We start from the raw sequence: 16,732 nt of genomic DNA, 5'->3' as shown, positions 1-16,732 counted from the left end.
TAAAACAATGAATCAGACAGAACTTCTTCACGTAAATTTCCCCCATCTGCGGGCGCTGAAACCGTTTGATACCGCTCATAGCGCGACGCCGTGGCTGAACGACATCGACGCAAAACATCACCGCAAACTGTGCGACTCGATTGAGCAAGCCGTGGTGCGCAGCGGTCTCAAAGACGGCATGACCATTTCCTTCCATCACGCGTTCCGTGAGGGCGACAGGGTTATCAATAACGTCGTGGCGAAGCTTGCGCAGATGGGCTTTAAAAACCTGACGCTGGCCTCCAGTTCACTGATGACCTGCAACGACGCGTTGATTGAACACATCGAAAGCGGCGTGATCACCCGTATCTACACCTCGGGTATGCGCGGCAAGCTGGCGGATGCTATTTCTCATGGATTGATGGACGAACCGGTACAAATCCATTCACACGGTGGCCGCGTGAAGCTACTACAGGACGGCGAGCTACAGATAGACGTCGCGTTTCTCGGCGTGCCGTGCAGCGATGAGTTTGGCAACGCCAACGGTACGCACGGCAAGTCCTGCTGCGGTTCGCTGGGCTACGCCATGGTAGACGCTCACTTTGCTCGCAAGGTGGTGCTGTTGACCGAAGAGCTGGTGCCGTTCCCGAATATGCCCGCCAGCCTGGTGCAGGATCAGGTGGACTACATTGTGCAGGTTGAGAGCGTCGGCGACCCGGCGAAAATCAGCGTTGGCGCAGCGCGCGTCACCAGTAACCCGCGTGAGCTGAAAATTGCCCGCGATGCGGCGGAGGTTATTGAACACTCCGGCTACTTCAAGCCAGGCTTCTCCATGCAGACCGGCTCCGGTGCGGCGGCGACCGCCTGTACCCGTTTTATGGAAGAGAAGATGGAGCGCAGCGGCGTAACCGCCCGCTTCGCGCTGGGCGGTATTACCGGCAGCCTGGTGGATCTGCATGAAAAAGGGCTGATTGAAAAGCTGCTCGATACCCAATGTTTTGACGGCCAGGCGGCGGCGTCGCTGGCGCGTAACCCGAACCACGTGGAGATCTCGACTAACGTTTACGCCAACCCCGGTAGTAAGGCAGCCTGCTGTGACCAGCTTGATGTGGTTATTCTCAGTGCGCTGGAGATTGACGTCGACTTCAACGTTAACGTGATTACCGGTTCCGACGGCGTGATGCGCGGCGCGTCAGGCGGCCACTGCGATGTTGCGGCGGCGGCGAACCTGACCATCGTGGTGGCTCCGCTGCTGCGTAGCCGTATTCCGACGGTGGTGAAGCGGGTGACTACGCGCCTGACGCCGGGGGAAAGCATTGATGTACTGGTCACCGACCACGGCATTGCGGTCAATCCGGCACGTTCGGAGATCCGCGAACGGCTGATGGCGGCCGGGTTAAAGGTGGTGGATATCGAAACGCTGTACGACCGTGCGGTTTCACTGACCGGCCTGCCGAAGCCCATTGAATTTACCGATAAAATTGTCGGGGTCATCCGCTATCGCGACGGCAGCGTGATTGACACCGTACGTCAGGTGAAGGAGTAACATCATGACCACCGCGACACCCGTGCAGACGGGTGTCAGCCTGGAGGCGCTGCTGGCGGCGAAAGAGAGCCGCGCGGCGCGTCAGGCTGACTGGCTAACGCATTATCAACAGCCGATTATTTCCCTGACCCTGGTGACGCCGGGGGCGGTTAAAAACAGCCTGCGCTATCGCAATACCATGGGTGTGGCGCTACAAATGTGCGATCAAATGCTGTGGCAAAACGGCTGGCAGGTGCTGGATCGCCAGGTCTTCTGGCTGCCTACCGGGCCGGAAGCTATGTGGTGCGTGGCGCATCAGGCACCGGAAATCAAAGCTCACTGCGCGGCGCTGGAACAGAGCCATCCGCTAGGGCGGCTGTGGGATCTCGACGTTATCTGCCCACAGGCCGGACACGTGGGGCGCTTATCGCTGGGGAGCCATATGCGACGCTGCCTGATTTGCGATGAACCGGCGCATGCCTGCTCTCGCTCGCGTAAGCATCCGCTTGAGCAGGTGGTTGGCTGCGTGGAGAAGATGATTGATGACTGGTTTATTCGCGACTAAATCCAACGCCATGTGCATCGCGGCGCTGGCGGAAGAGGCGCTGTGGCAGGAGCTGGAGCTGACTCCAAAGCCGGGGCTGGTGGATAAATACAACAACGGCGCGCACCGGGATATGGACCACGCGCTGTTTGTTCGCAGTATTGCGGCTATTACCCCGTGGTTCTCTCGGTTTACGGAGCTGGGTGAGAAGCACGCGCATCTTCCTGCGAGCGAGCAACTGCGAATGATTCGCCCAATGGGTATTGCCTGTGAACAGGCGATGTACGCGGCAACCGGCGGCGTGAACACCCATAAAGGCGGCATTTTCGCGCTGGGGCTGCTTTGCTTTGCCGCGGGTAGATTGGGTGAGGTAAACCCGCAGCGGTTGTGCAGTGAAGTGAGCGATATCTGCCGTGGCCTGGTTGAGCGAGAGCTGGCAGCCCGTTCATCGCAGGCGACCGCGGGCGAGCGCCAGTTTCATCAGTTTGGCCTGACAGGGGCGCGGGGGGAAGCAGAGAGCGGATTCGCCACGGTTCGCAAGGCGCTGTCGGGCTGGAATCGTCGCCATCTGCACGTACTGCTGCTGCGTTTAATGGCGGTGAACCCAGACAGTAATCTGGTCTCGCGCGGCGGAATCAACGGTCTGCGCTACGTACAGGATTACGCCCACGATTTACTGGAAAACGGTTGGGATGAAGGCGCGCTGATTGCAATGGATAACGCGCTGATTACGCGGAATTTAAGCCCCGGCGGCAGCGCAGATTTGCTGTCAGTAGGATGGGTGCTATCGAAGGTGTAGGCCTGATAAGCGCAGCGCCATCAGGCAGAATGACGCAGATTGCCGGATGGCGGTGTAGCCTTATCCGGCCTACCATTTTGAACCCGGCGTCGCTTCGCTCGGCCGGGCTACGTTGGTGGGAAACTTAGTGGGCAACCGTCTGTACACCGGCAGGCGTACGTTCATGTTTGTATTTGAACAGCCCAACAAACGCCACCGCCAGAACCAGAGAGTACGCGGCGAAAATCAGCCACACGCTCTGCCAGTCGGTAATGCCGTCCACGGTATACATCTCAACAACTTTACCGCTCGCCATGCCGCCGAGGATACAACCGAAGCCGTTGGTCATCATCAGGAACATACCCTGCGCACTGGCGCGGATTTCCGGGCGAACTTCTTTCTCCACGAACACCGAACCGGAGATGTTGAAGAAGTCGAAGGCGCAGCCGTAAACAATCATCGACAGTACCAGCAGCACGGTGCCGAACGGCGTTGGGTCGCCGTAGGCGAACAGACCGAAGCGCAGCATCCACGCGAAGATACTAATCAGCATCACGTTCTTGATGCCGTAACGGCTTAAGAAGAACGGAATGGTAAGGATGAACAGGGTTTCGGAAATCTGCGAAATCGACATCATCACCGACGCGTGCTGTACGATAAAGCTGGTGGCAAACAGTGGGTCTTTATCGAAGCTGTGCAGGAAGGTGTTGCCGAACATGTTGGTGATTTGCAGCTCTGCGCCCAGCATCATGGAGAAGATAAAGAAAATCGCCATGCGTTTGTTTTTAAACAGCGCGAATGCATCCAGCCCCAGCATGCTGCTCCAGCTCTGTTTCTGCTGCTGGTTAGAAACCGGAATATGCGGCAGGGTCAAGGTAAACAGCACCAGCACGACCGACAGCGCAGCACCGATGTACAGCTGCATATGGCTCAGTTCGAAGCCGGAGAAGCTCACGGCCCACATCGCCAGAATAAAGCCGATGGTGCCCCAGATACGAATCGGTGGGAAATCGTTAACGATATCCATACCGGCCGTTTTCAGGCGGTAGTAAGAGATGGTGTTAATCAGGCCCAGCGTTGGCATATAGGCCAGCGAGTTGAGCAGAATTACGAAGAACATCGCCCCCGGCGTGGTGACTTCGGCCGCCATAAACAGCGTACCGGCCCCGACCAGGTGGCAGAAGGCGTAAACCCATTTGGCGCTGATCCACTTATCCGCCACGATGCCGAGCAGCGTTGGCATAAAGACGGCAGCGATACCGAGGGAACTATAAACAGCGCCGATAGCTGCGCCGTCGAATTTAAGCGTGACAAACATGTATGAGCCGAGCGTGGTGAGCCAGCTCCCCCAAAGACAGAACTGCAGGAACGACAGTATCTTAAGCTGCAGCTTTAAATTCATGTTACTTTCCTCACAAAATTTGGCGTGGTGTGCTGCTTGGATAACATTCAGAGGCGTTATTTGCGCTGATTCTATCAACGTGGATGGTGAGACATTGTTAAGCGCCGCATAATTTTGCAATTATTTTTACTTTGCAAAACGATTTAGTGACAAAAGTAACATTTTTATGAAGAAGGACGATGGGGATACGCTCTCATCCCGGTGGATTCGGGATGAGAGCGCTGGAGCGTGTGAAAATAATTACTTACGACGATAGCTCTTCTGCGCGGTATTCACCTTGTACAGATAGCGGCGTGATTCAGCAGACGGATGGCGAGTGGTCAGGGTCTGGTAAACGTCGCCTGGTGCCATGCTGTTGATAATATTCGCCGCCTGAACCTTATCGTTGGAGAAGACGCGCAGCACGCTACCCGCGCCGCCGTTATAGGCGGTGATCACCGCATAGCGACGTGACGTTGGGTTACTGATACCGCCCAGATAGACATTGCTCAGCATCGCCAGATAGGCAGTACCGGTGTCGATGTTGCTGGCCGGATCGAACAGGAAGCTACGGCTCGGCGTGCCGGATTTCCCCTGCGAACGGAACACATCTTTCCCGGCGGTATGCTGCACCACCTGCATCAGCCCCATCGCGTCGGAACGGCTGACCGCATACGGGTTGAAGGAAGATTCGGTCTGCATAATCGCCAGAATTAACGACTCGTCGACGCCGTATTTACGGGACGCCTGACGCACCATGCCCAGATATTTATGCGCACGCTTATCAAGGTGGTTTGGCACCAGATTAATGGTCACACTGTAGATAATGTGCAGGCCGCTGGTGCGTTTTTTCATCCGCGTTTGCAGCAGATAGTCGGCAAAGCGCTCGGCGCGCCACTGCCAGCGAATGGCTTCGCCGGTGTTATCGACAACCTGTCCGTAGAGGAACGGCTCTTTGGAAATCTGAATGTCGTCGGCGTCGGAGTACAGGTCGACCGAGCCTGGATCGTCGCCCATTAATAGCGTGGTGACGATGGCCTGACGCAGACGAGCTGCGGGGTCGGTGCCAGCAATGGTTTCAACGGTGATGGTACCGGCGTCGAAGTTGATGTGGCTACGGGTTTGATAGCCGTCGGAATACTTAACGTAGTCCTTCGGCCCTGCAATCAGAACTTCGTTGAAGCCCCAAATGTTTTCAATGTTATGGGCGAACTGCCCCATCAGAATGTCAAAACCGTTGGTGTCTTTTACCCACGCCTCGTTATAGGTATCGCCTTTCTTATTCGAGGAACAGGAGACCAGCAACGGCGCTATCAGTGCCAGAGCGAGTAATTTTTTCATTATTCCGGGAGCGCGTGTTGTGGTTGTCTTAAAGGCCCGTCGGGCCCTTACTGTTTTTCAGGCGGCGTGTAGCCTTCAATGTGCACATCTTTGCCCTCAAACAGGAAATTGATCATTTCCTCTTCCAGAAGCTTACGGTGCTCCAGGTTCATCATGTTCAGTTTCTTTTCATTGATGAGCATGGTCTGCTTCTGCTGCCACTGTTTCCAGGCTTCTTTCGAGATCTCGTTATAGATACGCTTACCCAGGTCGCCCGGATAGAGCTGGAAATCCTGTCCTTCGGCATCGCGCTGCAGGAAAGTACAAAAAATGGTTCTGCTCATAATCAATCCTCTTATGACGCCGCTCGCTAAACGAGTGAATCGGCGCGTAACTGCTGCAACAGGCGCTCAACCGGTGCAGCCAGCCCAACGACGGGCGGCTGCGCTAAGTTATACCAGAGAGCGCTGCCTTCATCCATGCATGACGTGAATGAGGACACAGTAAGCCACATTGGCACAATGTCCAGATGGAAATGGCTGAAAGTGTGGCGGAAAGCGGTAAGCTGGGTCAGCGTGTCGGCAGGGATGTGCCGTGCCTCCAGCCAGTCTCGCAGCGCCTCTTCGGTTTCAAACTGCGGGAAACAGTATAGACCGCCCCACAGCCCGCTGGGCGGACGCTGCTGCAGAAAGACGTCGCGGTCGTTTTGCATCATAAGGAAATAGCCGGTACGTTCCGGGATGGTCTGCTTAGGTTTTTTGCCCGGATACTGCGCCCAACTGCTATTCGCTGTGGCGACGCAGCCGTTCTCCAGCGGGCAGAGCGAACACTTCGGCTTAGAGCGGGTGCAGACCATCGCGCCGAGATCCATCATCGCCTGATTAAAGCGTGATACGCCAATCGCGGGCGTTACTTGTTCGCTGATATCCCACAGCTTTTTCTCAACGTCTTTTTTACCCGGCCAGCCGCCCACGGCGTAGCAGCGTGCCAGCACGCGCTTCACGTTGCCGTCGAGAATCGGGAAATGCTTGCCGAGTGACAGCGACAAAATCGCCCCAGCGGTGGAACGCCCAACGCCCGGCAGCGCGGCCACTTCATCGAAGGTTTCCGGGAAGCGCCCCTGATGAAGCGTAGCGACCTGCTGCGCGGCTTTATGCAGATTACGCGCGCGGGCGTAGTAGCCGAGCCCGGTCCACAGGTGCAGCACATCGTCGAGCGGCGCATTGGCGAGATCGGTTACGGTTGGAAAACGTGCCATAAACCGTTCAAAGTAAGGAATGACGGTGGTAACCTGCGTTTGTTGCAGCATTACCTCAGACAGCCATACTTTGTAAGGCGTCTTTTCAATTTGCCAGGGCAGGGTTTTACGCCCGTATTTGTCGTACCAGTCCAGCACCTGGGCTGAAAATTGAGACGCTTGCATGGTCAAAGCTGAGCTTCCAGTATCGTACTATTAGGGGGCCAGATTGCAGCACAGCGGTACTATGCTGTAAACAGGAACTTTCCGGTGCTTGCATCCGGCAACTAACTTTGGATAATGCCCGTTTCCCGAACACTCTCACAAGCAGACTTAATTTTTATGAAGAACGACGTCATTTCACCGGATTTTGATGAAAACGGCCGCCCACTGCGCCGCATTCGTAGTTTTGTTCGTCGCCAGGGGCGACTGACAAAAGGGCAGGAACACGCGCTGGAAAACTACTGGCCGGTGATGGGCGTTGAATTCAGCGAAGAGCCTGTCGACTTCTCCGCCCTGTTTGGCCGCGAAGCGCCAGTCACGCTGGAGATTGGTTTTGGGATGGGCGCTTCGCTAGTGGCAATGGCCAAAGCGCGTCCGGAGCAGAACTTCCTCGGTATTGAAGTGCACTCACCGGGCGTGGGCGCATGCCTGGCATCCGCGCACGAAGAGGGCGTCGATAACCTGCGCGTAATGTGCCACGATGCGGTCGAAGTGCTGCACAAGATGATCCCGGATAACTCCCTGAACATGGTGCAGCTCTTTTTCCCTGACCCATGGCACAAAGCGCGTCATAATAAACGCCGTATCGTTCAGGTACCTTTTGCCGAGCTGGTAAAAAGCAAACTGAAGCTGGGCGGCGTGTTCCATATGGCAACCGACTGGGAAGCCTATGCGGAACACATGCTGGAAGTGATGTCCTCCATTGACGGATATCAGAACCTGTCTGAAAGTAAAGACTATGTACCGCGCCCGGAATCACGCCCGGTAACCAAATTTGAACAGCGTGGCCATCGTCTTGGCCACGGCGTATGGGACTTAATGTTCGAGAGGGTGAAATAAAATGGCAAAGAATCGTAGCCGTCGTTTGCGTAAAAAAATGCACATCGATGAGTTTCAGGAAATTGGCTTCTCCGTTGCATGGCGTTTCCCGGAAGGCACCAGCGCAGAGCAGATCGATCAGGAAGTCGACCGGTTTATCGATGAAGTGATCGAGCCGAACAAACTGGCCTTTGACGGCAGCGGCTATCTGGCTTGGGAAGGTCTGATTTGCACCCAGGAAATTGGTAAATGCACCGAAGAACACCAGGCTCTGGTCCGCAAATGGCTGGAAGACCGTAAGTACGAAGAGGTCCGCACCAGCGAACTTTTCGACGTTTGGTGGGACTAATAAAGCATACGGGGCCAGCATTCGCTGGCCCGATTTGTTTTGAGGGAAAGTGATGATGCGCAAAACGCTGCTGACGGCAGTTTTAACCTTCACGGCGATGTCCGCCCATGCTGACTACCAGTGCAGCGTAACCCCCCGCGATGATGTCGTTCTTAGCCCGAAAACCGTGCAGGTGAAAGGCGAAAACGGCAACCTGGTGATTACCCCAACCGGCGATGTGACCTACAACGGTAAGGTCTACACGCTGAGTGCCGCCCAGCGCGAGCAGGCGAAAGACTACCAGAGTGAACTGCGTAGCGCGCTGCCGTGGATTGACGACGGGGCTCGCAGCCGGGTTGAAAAAGGCCGCGTGGCGCTGGATAAAATCATCGCCAAAGAAGTGGGCGAGAGCAGCAATATGCGCGGTCGTCTGACCAAGCTTGATGCTCAGCTCAAAGAACAGATGAACCGTATTATTGAACACCGCACCGACGGTCTGACCTTCCACTACAAAGCTATCGACGAAGTTCGTGCCGATGGCCAGCAGCTGGTGAACCAGGCGATGGGCGGTATTCTCCAGGACAGCATCAATGAAATGGGCGCTAAGGCCGTACTGAAAGGCGGCGGTAACCCGCTTCAGGGCGTGCTGGGGAGTTTAGGTGGTCTGCAAACGGCCATTCAGAACGAATGGAAAAACCAGGAAGCTGATTTCCAGGCTTTCGGTAAAGACGTTTGTGGGCGCGTGGTGTCGCTGGAAGAGAGCCGCAAGGCGCTGGTGGGTACGCTTAAGTAACTTGACCGAACCCGCATGGTAGGCCGGATAAGGCAACGCCGTCATCCGGCAATCTGCACCGCACTGCCTGATGGCGCTGCGCTTATCAGGCCTACCGTTACACCGTAGCCCGGCCAAGCGAAGCGCCGCCGGGATTACCAACTACTCGCTTAAAAACAGCTCCAGCAGCGAGTTCAAAAACAGCTTGCCGTGCTCGGTAATCTGCCAGTACTCCTCGCACTCGGTCAGGTAATTCTGCGCCAGCGCTTCATCAAGCTGCGGGCGGATTACGCTTTCATCGAGTCCGGTGTAGGCGCTGAACTCCGCGCGTGGGGCTGGCTCCAGCAGGCGAAAACGGTTCATAAAGAACTCGAACGGTTTATCCGCGTTTTCGACGTCATGCTGACGTTCCAGGTAACGCCCTTCCATATAGCCGCGTGGGTGACGAGTCTTCGCCGTACGCAGAATGCGCCCGTCCGAGAAGGTTACCTTACCGTGTGCGCCGCAGCCGATACCGAGATAGTCACCAAAGCGCCAGTAGTTGAGATTGTGCTGGCACTGATAGCCTGGTTTAGCGTAGGCCGAGGTTTCATACTGCTGATAGCCTGCGGCGGTCAGAAGCTGATGGCCCTGCTCGAAGATATCCCACAGCGAGTCGTCGTCCGGCAATACTGGTGGGCGAGAACCGAACAGCGTATTTGGCTCAATGGTCAGCTGATACCAGGAGAGATGCGGCGGCGAAAGCTCAATGGCCTGACGCAGGTCGCTCAGCGCCTCTTCCAGCGATTGATCCGGCAGCCCATGCATCAGGTCGAGGTTGAAGCTGCGTAGCCCCAGCCCGCTTGCCAGACGCGCGGCGCGCTTAGCCTCTTCCGGCCCGTGAATACGCCCCAGTCGCTGCAGCTTGCTGTCGCTGAAGCTCTGCACGCCGATGGAGATGCGGTTCACCCCCGCGCGCTGATACTCCACAAAGCGGTCTGCTTCGACGGTACCAGGGTTGGCTTCCATGGTGATTTCCGCGTCGCTCGCCAGATTCAGGCGCGCACGCACGCCGTCGAGCAAGGTTTGCATCGCCGGGCCTGAAAGCAGGCTCGGTGTACCGCCACCGATAAAGATGGTCTTCACTTCACGTCCCTGTGCCCAGGCGGCGTCGGCGTCTAAATCGCTCAGCAGATGCTGGACGTAGTCGTCGTGCGGCACTTCACCCTTGAGCGCGTGCGAGTTGAAATCGCAGTACGGGCATTTCTGCACGCACCACGGGATATGAATGTAGAGACTCAGCGGAGGCAGATTAACCATTACGCATGGCTTCCAGTAACAGCTTCAGCGCCTGACCGCGGTGAGAGATAGCAATCTTCTCTTCGCGCGTGAGTTCGGCAGCGGTTTTCCCTTCCGACGGCACGAAGAAGATGGGATCGTAGCCAAAGCCGCCGGTGCCTACCGCTGCGCGAGTAATCACGCCAGGCCAGCTACCGTGGCACACCAGTGGGGTTGGGTCTTCCGCGTCGCGCATATACACCAGCACACAATGGAACTGCGCCTGACGCTGGTCGTCCGGTACGTCTTTCAGCGCCTCCAGCAGTTTTTCCAGGTTTTGCTGGTCGCTGGCATCGACGCCGGAATAGCGGGCGGAATAGATACCCGGCGCGCCGCCAAGCACGTCAACGGCGAGGCCGGAGTCATCAGCAATTGCCGGCAGGCCCGTCACCTGTGCGGCATGGCGCGCTTTGAGGATTGCATTCTCAATAAAGGTCAGCCCGGTCTCCTCGGCGGATTCTACGCCAAGCTCGGTCTGGGCAACGATATCAAGACCAAAATCAGCGAGCAGCGAGGCAAGCTCGCGCACTTTACCGGCGTTACCGGTAGCGAGGACAACTTTTTGCATGGGATATCCTAATTTGTCAGGGCAGCGATGCCCGAAGGAATGTTTTGCGGATGAATAATTTTAACCTGTTTATGCCGCCCCAGTTCACCTTTCTCAATGATGACCTGGCTTTTGGCGACCTTAAACTGTTTGGCGAGAAACTTCACCAGATGGGCATTAGCCTGCCCATCAACGGGTGGGGCGGTGATGGCGACTTTTAATTCGTCGCCATGCTCCCCGACAATCGCGTCACGGCTGGCCTTTGGCTGAATATACAGCCGCAGTACCAGCCCGTCATCACAAGGAGTGATGGCACTCATAGCGCCATCCACAGCCCTGGCAGCAGCATATTGCCGGTCGCCTGCAGCACTTCAGCGATGCCCATATTGGCAGCGTACAGCAGCAGAACCAGTATCATTGGGGAGAAATCGATGCCTCCCATGGACGGCAGCAGTCGGCGGATAGGGCGCAGTAGCGGGTCGGCCAACTGCATCAGCACGAACTCCACCGGGCTACGGCCCTGGCTGACCCAGCTCATGATGGCCATCAGCAGCAGAACCCAGAAGATCAGCAGGCCGATGGTTTTCAGCAGAATCAGCACCGCCGAGATCCAGATGATCGGCTGGAAGGTGATGACCATAAACAGCACGATAGCCTTGATAACGCACAGGATAAACGCCAGCAGCAGCGAAGCGCTGTCCAGCGGCCCCATCGGTGGAATGATGCGGCGCAGTGGGCCAACGATAGGCTGAGTTATCTTCACCACGAACTGCGAGAACGGGTTGTAAAAATCACAGCGCGCCCACTGCATCCAGACGCGCAGCAGTAGCACCATTGTATACAGTTCAATAACTGTCGAGAGCAGGAAGGTCAACGTCTTCATGGCGTTCCTTGAGGTTCCTTATTTTTTTGTGTAATCACGCGCACCGAAAATGGCGGTGCCGATGCGTACCATTGTACTACCCGCCGCGATGGCGGCTTCCATATCGTCAGACATACCCAGAGATAATGTGTCGACGGTTGGGTAGTCTGCTTTCAGCCGCGCGAACGCGGCTGCCATCTGTTGAGCGACGGCAAGTTGCCGCTCGTACTCTGTTTCCGGAGCCGGAATGGCCATCAGGCCGCGCAGGCGGACGTTTGGCAGTGCGGCAATGTCGGCGGCCAGGGCATCCAGGGCGTCCAACGGAATACCGGATTTGCTCTGCTCATCGCTGATGTTGATTTGAATCAGCACGTTAAGCGGTGGCATCTCTGGCGGACGTTGCTCGCTAAGACGTGTTGCTATCTTGAGGCGATCGACGGTGTGGCACCAGTCGAAATGCTCGGCAACCAGACGACTTTTGTTGGACTGCAACGGGCCGATAAAGTGCCATTGCAGTGATGTAACGCCTTTTTCACGAAAGTGGAGGATCTTTTCCACCCCTTCCTGAACATAGTTTTCGCCAAATGCACGCTGCCCGGAGGCGACGGCTTCTTCGACCGAGCTCGCAGGTTTGGTTTTGCTCACTGCAAGCAGCGTAACTTCTTCTGAATCCCGACCGCAACGTGCTGCTGCCGCTGAGATTTTCTCCCTGACCTGTGCCAGGTTATGCGCAATATCGTTCATATGTGCTGGTGGGTCTATGGATATACAAGAAATGGTGTCGCTTAGTGTAAAGCATAACGTATCGGATCTACACCTATGTAGCAGCGGGATGGCACGCTGGCGCCAGGCCGGTCAGCTGTTAATTGCGCCATTTCCGTCGCCTGAGCCGCAAATACTGCTGGATGCATGGTTAAGTGAAACACAGCGGCGCGAGTGGCAGCAGCGCCAACAGCTTGATTTTGCGCTCTCCCTTACCGGTTGCCCGCGCCTGAGGGCCAGCGCTTTTGCTCATAGCGGCGGGGTTTCATTGGTACTGCGGCTGTTATCTACACATTGCCCAAGGCTCGATGAACTGCACACGCCGGTAGCACTCGCGGAGTTACTGCGAGAAGAGAGCGGGCTGATACTGGTGACGGGGTCCACCGGTAGCGGCAAATCAACCACGCTCGCCGCGATGGTTGATCACCTCAATCATCAGCTTGCCGGGCATATTGTGACGCTTGAAGACCCCGTCGAATTTCTACATGAAAGCGGAAGCTGTTTGATACATCAGCGGGAAGTCGGCCTGCACACCTCCTCATTTTCCGAGGCGCTACGGGCAGCGCTACGTCAGGACCCCGATGTGATTCTACTGGGTGAGCTACGTGACAGTGACACCATTCGGCTTGCGCTAACGGCTGCGGAAACCGGGCATCTGGTGCTGGCAACGCTGCACACGCGAGGGGCTGCTCAGGCTATCGAACGGTTGATTGACGTGTTTCCCGCGCAGGAAAAAGATCCGGTGCGTAATCAACTGGCGAGCAGTTTATGCGCGGTGCTATCCCAAAAGCTGCAGTCGGATAAACACGGAGGTCGCGTCGCGCTGTTTGAAATGCTGATTAACACGCCGGCCGTCGGCAACCTGATTCGTGAAGGTAAGACGCATCAGCTTGCTGGCGTGATGCAAACCGGGTTACAGAGTGGGATGCAGACTTTTAGCCAGAGCTATCAACAAAGAGTAAAAGCCGGGATGCTATAACTTTGCGAAGGGAGTATAATTTTCACCCCGACCTCTGGTAGATAAATCTACTCTTATTCTGAAACATTTTCGCCTACCACAATATATACATTAATAATGTGATGCGTTTCTTATTTTTTGAAAGATACCACTTCATTAATTATGCTTAAAAATTGGTTTGTAAATATAATTATTTATACTGTTGCATGAATGTGTTTTTTTGTAATTTGCGAGTGATGGTTAACAAAACATTTTTCTAACGTCATACTATTTTTATTCTAATATGATGGTTTTATCTAATCCTTTAGGATGAGTTATTTGTAATGACCTAATTACATTATGTTGCGTAGGCTTACAAAAAAAGGTTGATATTCTTTTGACACTTCTTGGTTCTTCGTTCTATTCTATTTGGGTAATTAGGACTAATCTTATGAAATATTATTTCACTTCTTGATGAGTCCTTATTATTAATGGTATTAGGTTTACCTTTGCTTTGACTTATAAAACACCATGATGGTGGATATTGACTATGGAGAGTTTCAAAATGTTTGAAGTAACAGAGAGTGTATCTAATTCCCGCAAGATTATCCTAATCACCCATCCGTCAGTACAAGCAAACGCATTTGCCAACTACCTTGCTGAATTACTGTCCGTTTCTGTAGATGTCCACAACATCAACAAACCCCTGATGCAGCGCCTGAACAAAGGTACTGTGGTGCTGTTCGATATCGCGGTATCTAACAAGAAATTGAACGGTATCTGGCGTGATATTATTCGTACCCAGTTCGATTCTCCACGTCTGCTTATTATTAATAGCGCGCAGAAGTATGAATTATACGAAATGGCTCAATGGCCAGCATTGTACGGCGTTTTCCGTCACGACGACGAAGAATCGCGCTTAATTGAGGGCGTCAAAGCGGTCTTAAACGGCGAGCAGACGGCTGAATTGAGCGTGATGCACCCGGCGATGTATGCAGTTGAACATACAGAAGAAACTCATGACAGTGTTCCTCTGACCGAGCGTGAATGCGAAATTCTGAATGAATTACGTCATGGTGCGACCAATATGGATATTGCTCGCGCATTGTTCATCAGCGAAAATACAGTACGTACCCATCTGTATAATGTATTCCGCAAGCTCAGCGTGAAAAACAGAACCCAGGCGGTAAGCTGGGCGAACGAAAATCTGCGTCACTAATTCAGGCATGACAGCAGGTAGTGAATACGCAGTTTGCGTATATCAACTTAGCGATGTCTAAAGGTCTGTTCCCGGGAATTCATTTCCCGGGGGCTGCCACGCTAGAAACCCTGGTCGAAATAACTTTCCAGAATCACCACCGCAGACGCTGAGTCGACGCTACCTTTATCCAGCGCGCGAAATCCCCCGTGTTCAAACAGCCCGGCACGTGCCTCAACGGTGCTTAATCTTTCGTCATGCAGCGTAATCGCGACGCCAAAGCGGCCGTGGATCTTGTTGGCAAAATTACGCGCGCGGGCGGTCAGCGGCTGCTCGGTACCGTCCATATTGAGCGGTAAACCGACGATCACCGTTTCCGGCTGCCATTCTTTGAGCAAACGAGCAATCAGGTTCCAGTCCGGCGTGCCGTCCTGCGCCTTCAGCGCTGCCAGCGGGCGTGCTGTGCCGGTAATGCGTTGCCCAATGGCTACGCCGATGCTGCGCGTGCCGAAATCAAAAGCCAGCAGTGTTCCACTACTCATTATGCGTGCCCCGCAGCGCCAGACATGGTCAGAATATTGATACCAATCAGCTTAGCCGCTTCTTTCCAGCGCTCGCCAATGGGTGTTTTAAACAGAATATTGAGATCCGCAGGCGCAGTCAGCCAGGCGTTATCGAGGATCTCTTGCTCCAGCTGTCCCTTCTCCCACGAGGCATAGCCCAGCGCCACCAATACGTCATTTGGCTGACGTTCAGTGCCCAGCGTCTCCAGCACGTCGCGAGAGGTGGTGACGATGGTATTGTCGGAGATGCGGATGCTCGAGGAGAACGATGCTGGCGGTGTGTGCAGAATAAAGCCACGATCTTCCGCCAGCGGGCCACCCAACATGACGGGTTTATCCAGCCGAATGGCAGGATCGCGCGGTTCAGCGGTGATCTTCAGCTTCTCGAGGATGCCATCGATCTGTAAATTTTCCAGAGGTTTATTAATGATGATGCCCATCGCGCCATCGTCGTTGTATTCGCAGATGTAAACCACGGAACGGCGGAAGATAGGATCCTGAAGGGACGGCATAGCAATAAGGAAGTGATGCTGTAAATTCATTATCAGAGGTTCTTGTCCTGTTTCAATACGCAGCTATGCCCAGTATGCGGGGAAAGTACACGGCTGTCACCAGGCTTGCCCGTTTGTGGTGGGGCGAAAAACCTGATTGGCGGCGGGTTCCCTCCCGCCGTTTAAAGGCAATAGCTTATTTTTGCAGGCGTTTTTCAATCGCGTCCATCAGCATACCGGTGATAGAAATCGGATATTCCGCCTCGATTTCGCGCACGCAGGTTGGGCTGGTGACGTTAATTTCCGTCAGACGATCGCCGATAATGTCGAGGCCAACGAAGATAAGCCCTTTGGCTTTCAGCGTTGGGCCGACTTTGCGGGCAATGGCCCAGTCGCTTTCGCTCAGCGGACGCGGCTCACCACGACCACCGGCAGCCAGGTTGCCGCGAGTTTCGCCGCCCTGCGGAATACGCGCCAGGCAGTAAGGCACCGGCTCGCCGTCGATGACTAGCACGCGCTTATCGCCATCTTTGATGGCGGGCAGATAGTTCTGCGCCATGCAGTAGCGGCTGCCCAGTTCGGTCAGGGTCTCGGCGATAACACCAATGTTCGGATCGCCTTCTTTCACGCGGAAAATAGAGGCGCCGCCCATGCCGTCCAGCGGCTTCATGATGATGTCGCCGTGCTTTTCCCAGAACGCTTTCAGCTGGGCTTTGTTGCGGGTCACCAGCGTTTCCGGCGTTAAGTCGGAGAACCAGGCGGTAAACAGCTTCTCGTTACAGTCGCGCAGGCTCTGTGGCTTGTTGACGATCAGCGTTCCTTTCTCTTCCGCGCGCTCCAGAATGTAGGTGGCGTATATAAATTCGGTGTCGAACGGCGGATCTTTACGCATCAGGATAACGTCGAGGTCGGCGAGCTTAATATCCTGCTCGCTGCCGAACTCGTACCATTTATCGTAGTTCTGCTCAACGCTTAGAAGACGCGTACGGGCGTGGGATTCGCCGTTGATCAGATAAAGATCGTTCATCTCCATATAGTGGAGTTCATAGCCGCGACGCTGTGCTTCCAGCAGCATAGCGAAGCTGGTGTCTTTCTTGATGTTGATGCTTGCGATGGGATCCATCACGATGCCGAGCTTGATCATTATTGT

The 16,732-nt window shown here is 54.9% G+C and carries 20 protein-coding genes; 8 read left to right on the top strand and 12 right to left on the bottom strand.

Annotated elements, in window-relative coordinates; all coding sequences use genetic code 11:
* Window positions 1-7 precede the first annotated feature (7 nt).
* From citF to citG, 3 genes are read left to right on the top strand one after another with little or no spacing between them, the layout of a single operon-like run.
* Entirely contained in the window at window positions 8-1,525 is a 1,518-nt protein-coding gene (citF, locus tag GKAS_RS03600; RefSeq protein ID WP_035892043.1) for a citrate lyase subunit alpha, read from the top strand.
* Between the two features lie 4 nt (window positions 1,526-1,529).
* Complete coding sequence (gene citX / locus GKAS_RS03595; protein WP_035892042.1) at window positions 1,530-2,069, top strand: citrate lyase holo-[acyl-carrier protein] synthase; 540 nt, start codon at window positions 1,530-1,532, stop codon at window positions 2,067-2,069.
* On the top strand, window positions 2,047-2,847 hold the full coding sequence (gene citG, locus GKAS_RS03590; protein WP_035892041.1) for a triphosphoribosyl-dephospho-CoA synthase CitG: 801 nt from the start codon (window positions 2,047-2,049) through the stop codon (window positions 2,845-2,847). The genes citX and citG overlap by 23 nt, the downstream gene beginning before the upstream one ends.
* Window positions 2,848-2,971: 124 nt before the next feature.
* Here the strand turns inward: citG and GKAS_RS03585 are convergent, their stop codons facing one another.
* From GKAS_RS03585 to mutY, 4 genes are all read right to left on the bottom strand, one after another.
* Window positions 2,972-4,228, bottom strand: coding sequence for a nucleoside permease (locus GKAS_RS03585; protein ID WP_035892040.1), 1,257 nt, complete (start codon window positions 4,226-4,228; stop codon window positions 2,972-2,974).
* Between the two features lie 240 nt (window positions 4,229-4,468).
* Entirely contained in the window at window positions 4,469-5,548 is a 1,080-nt protein-coding gene (gene mltC / locus GKAS_RS03580; RefSeq protein ID WP_035892039.1) for a membrane-bound lytic murein transglycosylase MltC, read from the bottom strand.
* A gap of 47 nt (window positions 5,549-5,595) precedes the next feature.
* Window positions 5,596-5,871: an oxidative damage protection protein gene (locus GKAS_RS03575; RefSeq protein ID WP_035892037.1), complete on the bottom strand. Its 276-nt coding sequence runs from the start codon at window positions 5,869-5,871 to the stop codon at window positions 5,596-5,598.
* Window positions 5,872-5,897: 26 nt separating this feature from the next.
* Window positions 5,898-6,950, bottom strand: a complete 1,053-nt coding sequence (gene mutY / locus GKAS_RS03570; RefSeq protein WP_035892036.1) for an A/G-specific adenine glycosylase — start codon at window positions 6,948-6,950, stop codon at window positions 5,898-5,900.
* A gap of 156 nt (window positions 6,951-7,106) precedes the next feature.
* Between mutY and trmB the strand changes: the two genes are divergently transcribed.
* The 3 genes from trmB to GKAS_RS03555 are packed head-to-tail and all read left to right on the top strand — an operon-like array spanning window position 7,107 to window position 8,926.
* Window positions 7,107-7,826, top strand: a complete 720-nt coding sequence (trmB, locus tag GKAS_RS03565; RefSeq protein ID WP_035892035.1) for a tRNA (guanosine(46)-N7)-methyltransferase TrmB — start codon at window positions 7,107-7,109, stop codon at window positions 7,824-7,826.
* A gap of 1 nt (window position 7,827) precedes the next feature.
* On the top strand, window positions 7,828-8,154 hold the full coding sequence (locus GKAS_RS03560) for a YggL family protein (RefSeq protein WP_035892034.1): 327 nt from the start codon (window positions 7,828-7,830) through the stop codon (window positions 8,152-8,154).
* 52 nt (window positions 8,155-8,206) lie between these two features.
* Window positions 8,207-8,926, top strand: coding sequence for a YggN family protein (locus GKAS_RS03555; protein ID WP_035892033.1), 720 nt, complete (start codon window positions 8,207-8,209; stop codon window positions 8,924-8,926).
* 141 nt (window positions 8,927-9,067) lie between these two features.
* Here GKAS_RS03555 and hemW read toward each other — a convergent pair whose 3' ends face one another.
* The 5 genes from hemW to GKAS_RS03530 are packed head-to-tail and all read right to left on the bottom strand — an operon-like array spanning window position 9,068 to window position 12,375.
* Window positions 9,068-10,204 (bottom strand): radical SAM family heme chaperone HemW, encoded by a 1,137-nt coding sequence (gene hemW, locus GKAS_RS03550; protein WP_035892032.1) that lies wholly within the window; start codon window positions 10,202-10,204, stop codon window positions 9,068-9,070.
* On the bottom strand, window positions 10,197-10,790 hold the full coding sequence (locus GKAS_RS03545) for an XTP/dITP diphosphatase (protein ID WP_035892031.1): 594 nt from the start codon (window positions 10,788-10,790) through the stop codon (window positions 10,197-10,199). Before GKAS_RS03545 ends, hemW begins: the two co-directional genes overlap by 8 nt.
* Window positions 10,791-10,798: 8 nt before the next feature.
* Window positions 10,799-11,089, bottom strand: coding sequence for a DUF167 family protein YggU (gene yggU / locus GKAS_RS03540; protein ID WP_035892030.1), 291 nt, complete (start codon window positions 11,087-11,089; stop codon window positions 10,799-10,801).
* On the bottom strand, window positions 11,086-11,652 hold the full coding sequence (locus tag GKAS_RS03535; RefSeq protein WP_035892029.1) for a YggT family protein: 567 nt from the start codon (window positions 11,650-11,652) through the stop codon (window positions 11,086-11,088). Before GKAS_RS03535 ends, yggU begins: the two co-directional genes overlap by 4 nt.
* Window positions 11,653-11,670: 18 nt before the next feature.
* A complete protein-coding gene (locus GKAS_RS03530) occupies window positions 11,671-12,375 on the bottom strand; it encodes a YggS family pyridoxal phosphate-dependent enzyme (RefSeq protein WP_035892028.1) in 705 nt (234 codons plus the stop codon).
* Window positions 12,376-12,391: 16 nt separating this feature from the next.
* Here GKAS_RS03530 and GKAS_RS03525 point away from each other — a divergent pair, with 16 nt between their 5' ends.
* Window positions 12,392-13,372 (top strand): type IV pilus twitching motility protein PilT, encoded by a 981-nt coding sequence (locus tag GKAS_RS03525; protein ID WP_035892027.1) that lies wholly within the window; start codon window positions 12,392-12,394, stop codon window positions 13,370-13,372.
* 523 nt (window positions 13,373-13,895) lie between these two features.
* Window positions 13,896-14,549, top strand: coding sequence for a LuxR C-terminal-related transcriptional regulator (locus tag GKAS_RS03520; protein ID WP_035892026.1), 654 nt, complete (start codon window positions 13,896-13,898; stop codon window positions 14,547-14,549).
* A gap of 101 nt (window positions 14,550-14,650) precedes the next feature.
* On the opposite strand, the gene ruvX is transcribed toward GKAS_RS03520, so the two are convergent.
* The 3 genes from ruvX to gshB form a co-directional block, all read right to left on the bottom strand.
* Complete coding sequence (gene ruvX / locus GKAS_RS03515) at window positions 14,651-15,070, bottom strand: Holliday junction resolvase RuvX (RefSeq protein WP_035892025.1); 420 nt, start codon at window positions 15,068-15,070, stop codon at window positions 14,651-14,653.
* On the bottom strand, window positions 15,070-15,633 hold the full coding sequence (locus GKAS_RS03510; RefSeq protein ID WP_035892024.1) for a YqgE/AlgH family protein: 564 nt from the start codon (window positions 15,631-15,633) through the stop codon (window positions 15,070-15,072). The genes ruvX and GKAS_RS03510 overlap by 1 nt, the downstream gene beginning before the upstream one ends.
* A gap of 145 nt (window positions 15,634-15,778) precedes the next feature.
* Complete coding sequence (gene gshB / locus GKAS_RS03505; RefSeq protein WP_035892023.1) at window positions 15,779-16,726, bottom strand: glutathione synthase; 948 nt, start codon at window positions 16,724-16,726, stop codon at window positions 15,779-15,781.
* Window positions 16,727-16,732: the final 6 nt, after the last annotated feature.

It is taken from the genome of Kluyvera ascorbata ATCC 33433 (assembly GCF_000735365.1).
In the GTDB taxonomy this organism is placed as follows: domain Bacteria; phylum Pseudomonadota; class Gammaproteobacteria; order Enterobacterales; family Enterobacteriaceae; genus Kluyvera; species Kluyvera ascorbata.
Note: the sequence above shows the minus strand (reverse complement) of the source record. Positions and strands in the feature narration are given on the sequence as shown.

Excerpts from the sequence above, each read along its gene's own strand:
- gshB (WP_035892023.1), bottom strand. The coding sequence starts at position 16,726 with ATGATCAAGCTCGGCATCGTGATGGATCCCATCGCAAGCATCAACATC.
- hemW (WP_035892032.1), bottom strand. The coding sequence starts at position 10,204 with ATGGTTAATCTGCCTCCGCTGAGTCTCTACATTCATATCCCGTGGTGC.
- GKAS_RS03535 (WP_035892029.1), bottom strand. The coding sequence starts at position 11,652 with ATGAAGACGTTGACCTTCCTGCTCTCGACAGTTATTGAACTGTATACA.
- GKAS_RS03560 (WP_035892034.1), top strand. The coding sequence starts at position 7,828 with ATGGCAAAGAATCGTAGCCGTCGTTTGCGTAAAAAAATGCACATCGAT.
- GKAS_RS03575 (WP_035892037.1), bottom strand. The coding sequence starts at position 5,871 with ATGAGCAGAACCATTTTTTGTACTTTCCTGCAGCGCGATGCCGAAGGA.
- GKAS_RS03555 (WP_035892033.1), top strand. The coding sequence starts at position 8,207 with ATGATGCGCAAAACGCTGCTGACGGCAGTTTTAACCTTCACGGCGATG.
- trmB (WP_035892035.1), top strand. The coding sequence starts at position 7,107 with ATGAAGAACGACGTCATTTCACCGGATTTTGATGAAAACGGCCGCCCA.
- GKAS_RS03530 (WP_035892028.1), bottom strand. The coding sequence starts at position 12,375 with ATGAACGATATTGCGCATAACCTGGCACAGGTCAGGGAGAAAATCTCA.
- GKAS_RS03525 (WP_035892027.1), top strand. The coding sequence starts at position 12,392 with ATGGATATACAAGAAATGGTGTCGCTTAGTGTAAAGCATAACGTATCG.
- GKAS_RS03545 (WP_035892031.1), bottom strand. The coding sequence starts at position 10,790 with ATGCAAAAAGTTGTCCTCGCTACCGGTAACGCCGGTAAAGTGCGCGAG.
- citG (WP_035892041.1), top strand. The coding sequence starts at position 2,047 with ATGACTGGTTTATTCGCGACTAAATCCAACGCCATGTGCATCGCGGCG.
- GKAS_RS03585 (WP_035892040.1), bottom strand. The coding sequence starts at position 4,228 with ATGAATTTAAAGCTGCAGCTTAAGATACTGTCGTTCCTGCAGTTCTGT.
- citX (WP_035892042.1), top strand. The coding sequence starts at position 1,530 with ATGACCACCGCGACACCCGTGCAGACGGGTGTCAGCCTGGAGGCGCTG.
- ruvX (WP_035892025.1), bottom strand. The coding sequence starts at position 15,070 with ATGAGTAGTGGAACACTGCTGGCTTTTGATTTCGGCACGCGCAGCATC.
- GKAS_RS03520 (WP_035892026.1), top strand. The coding sequence starts at position 13,896 with ATGTTTGAAGTAACAGAGAGTGTATCTAATTCCCGCAAGATTATCCTA.
- citF (WP_035892043.1), top strand. The coding sequence starts at position 8 with ATGAATCAGACAGAACTTCTTCACGTAAATTTCCCCCATCTGCGGGCG.
- mutY (WP_035892036.1), bottom strand. The coding sequence starts at position 6,950 with ATGCAAGCGTCTCAATTTTCAGCCCAGGTGCTGGACTGGTACGACAAA.
- mltC (WP_035892039.1), bottom strand. The coding sequence starts at position 5,548 with ATGAAAAAATTACTCGCTCTGGCACTGATAGCGCCGTTGCTGGTCTCC.
- yggU (WP_035892030.1), bottom strand. The coding sequence starts at position 11,089 with ATGAGTGCCATCACTCCTTGTGATGACGGGCTGGTACTGCGGCTGTAT.
- GKAS_RS03510 (WP_035892024.1), bottom strand. The coding sequence starts at position 15,633 with ATGAATTTACAGCATCACTTCCTTATTGCTATGCCGTCCCTTCAGGAT.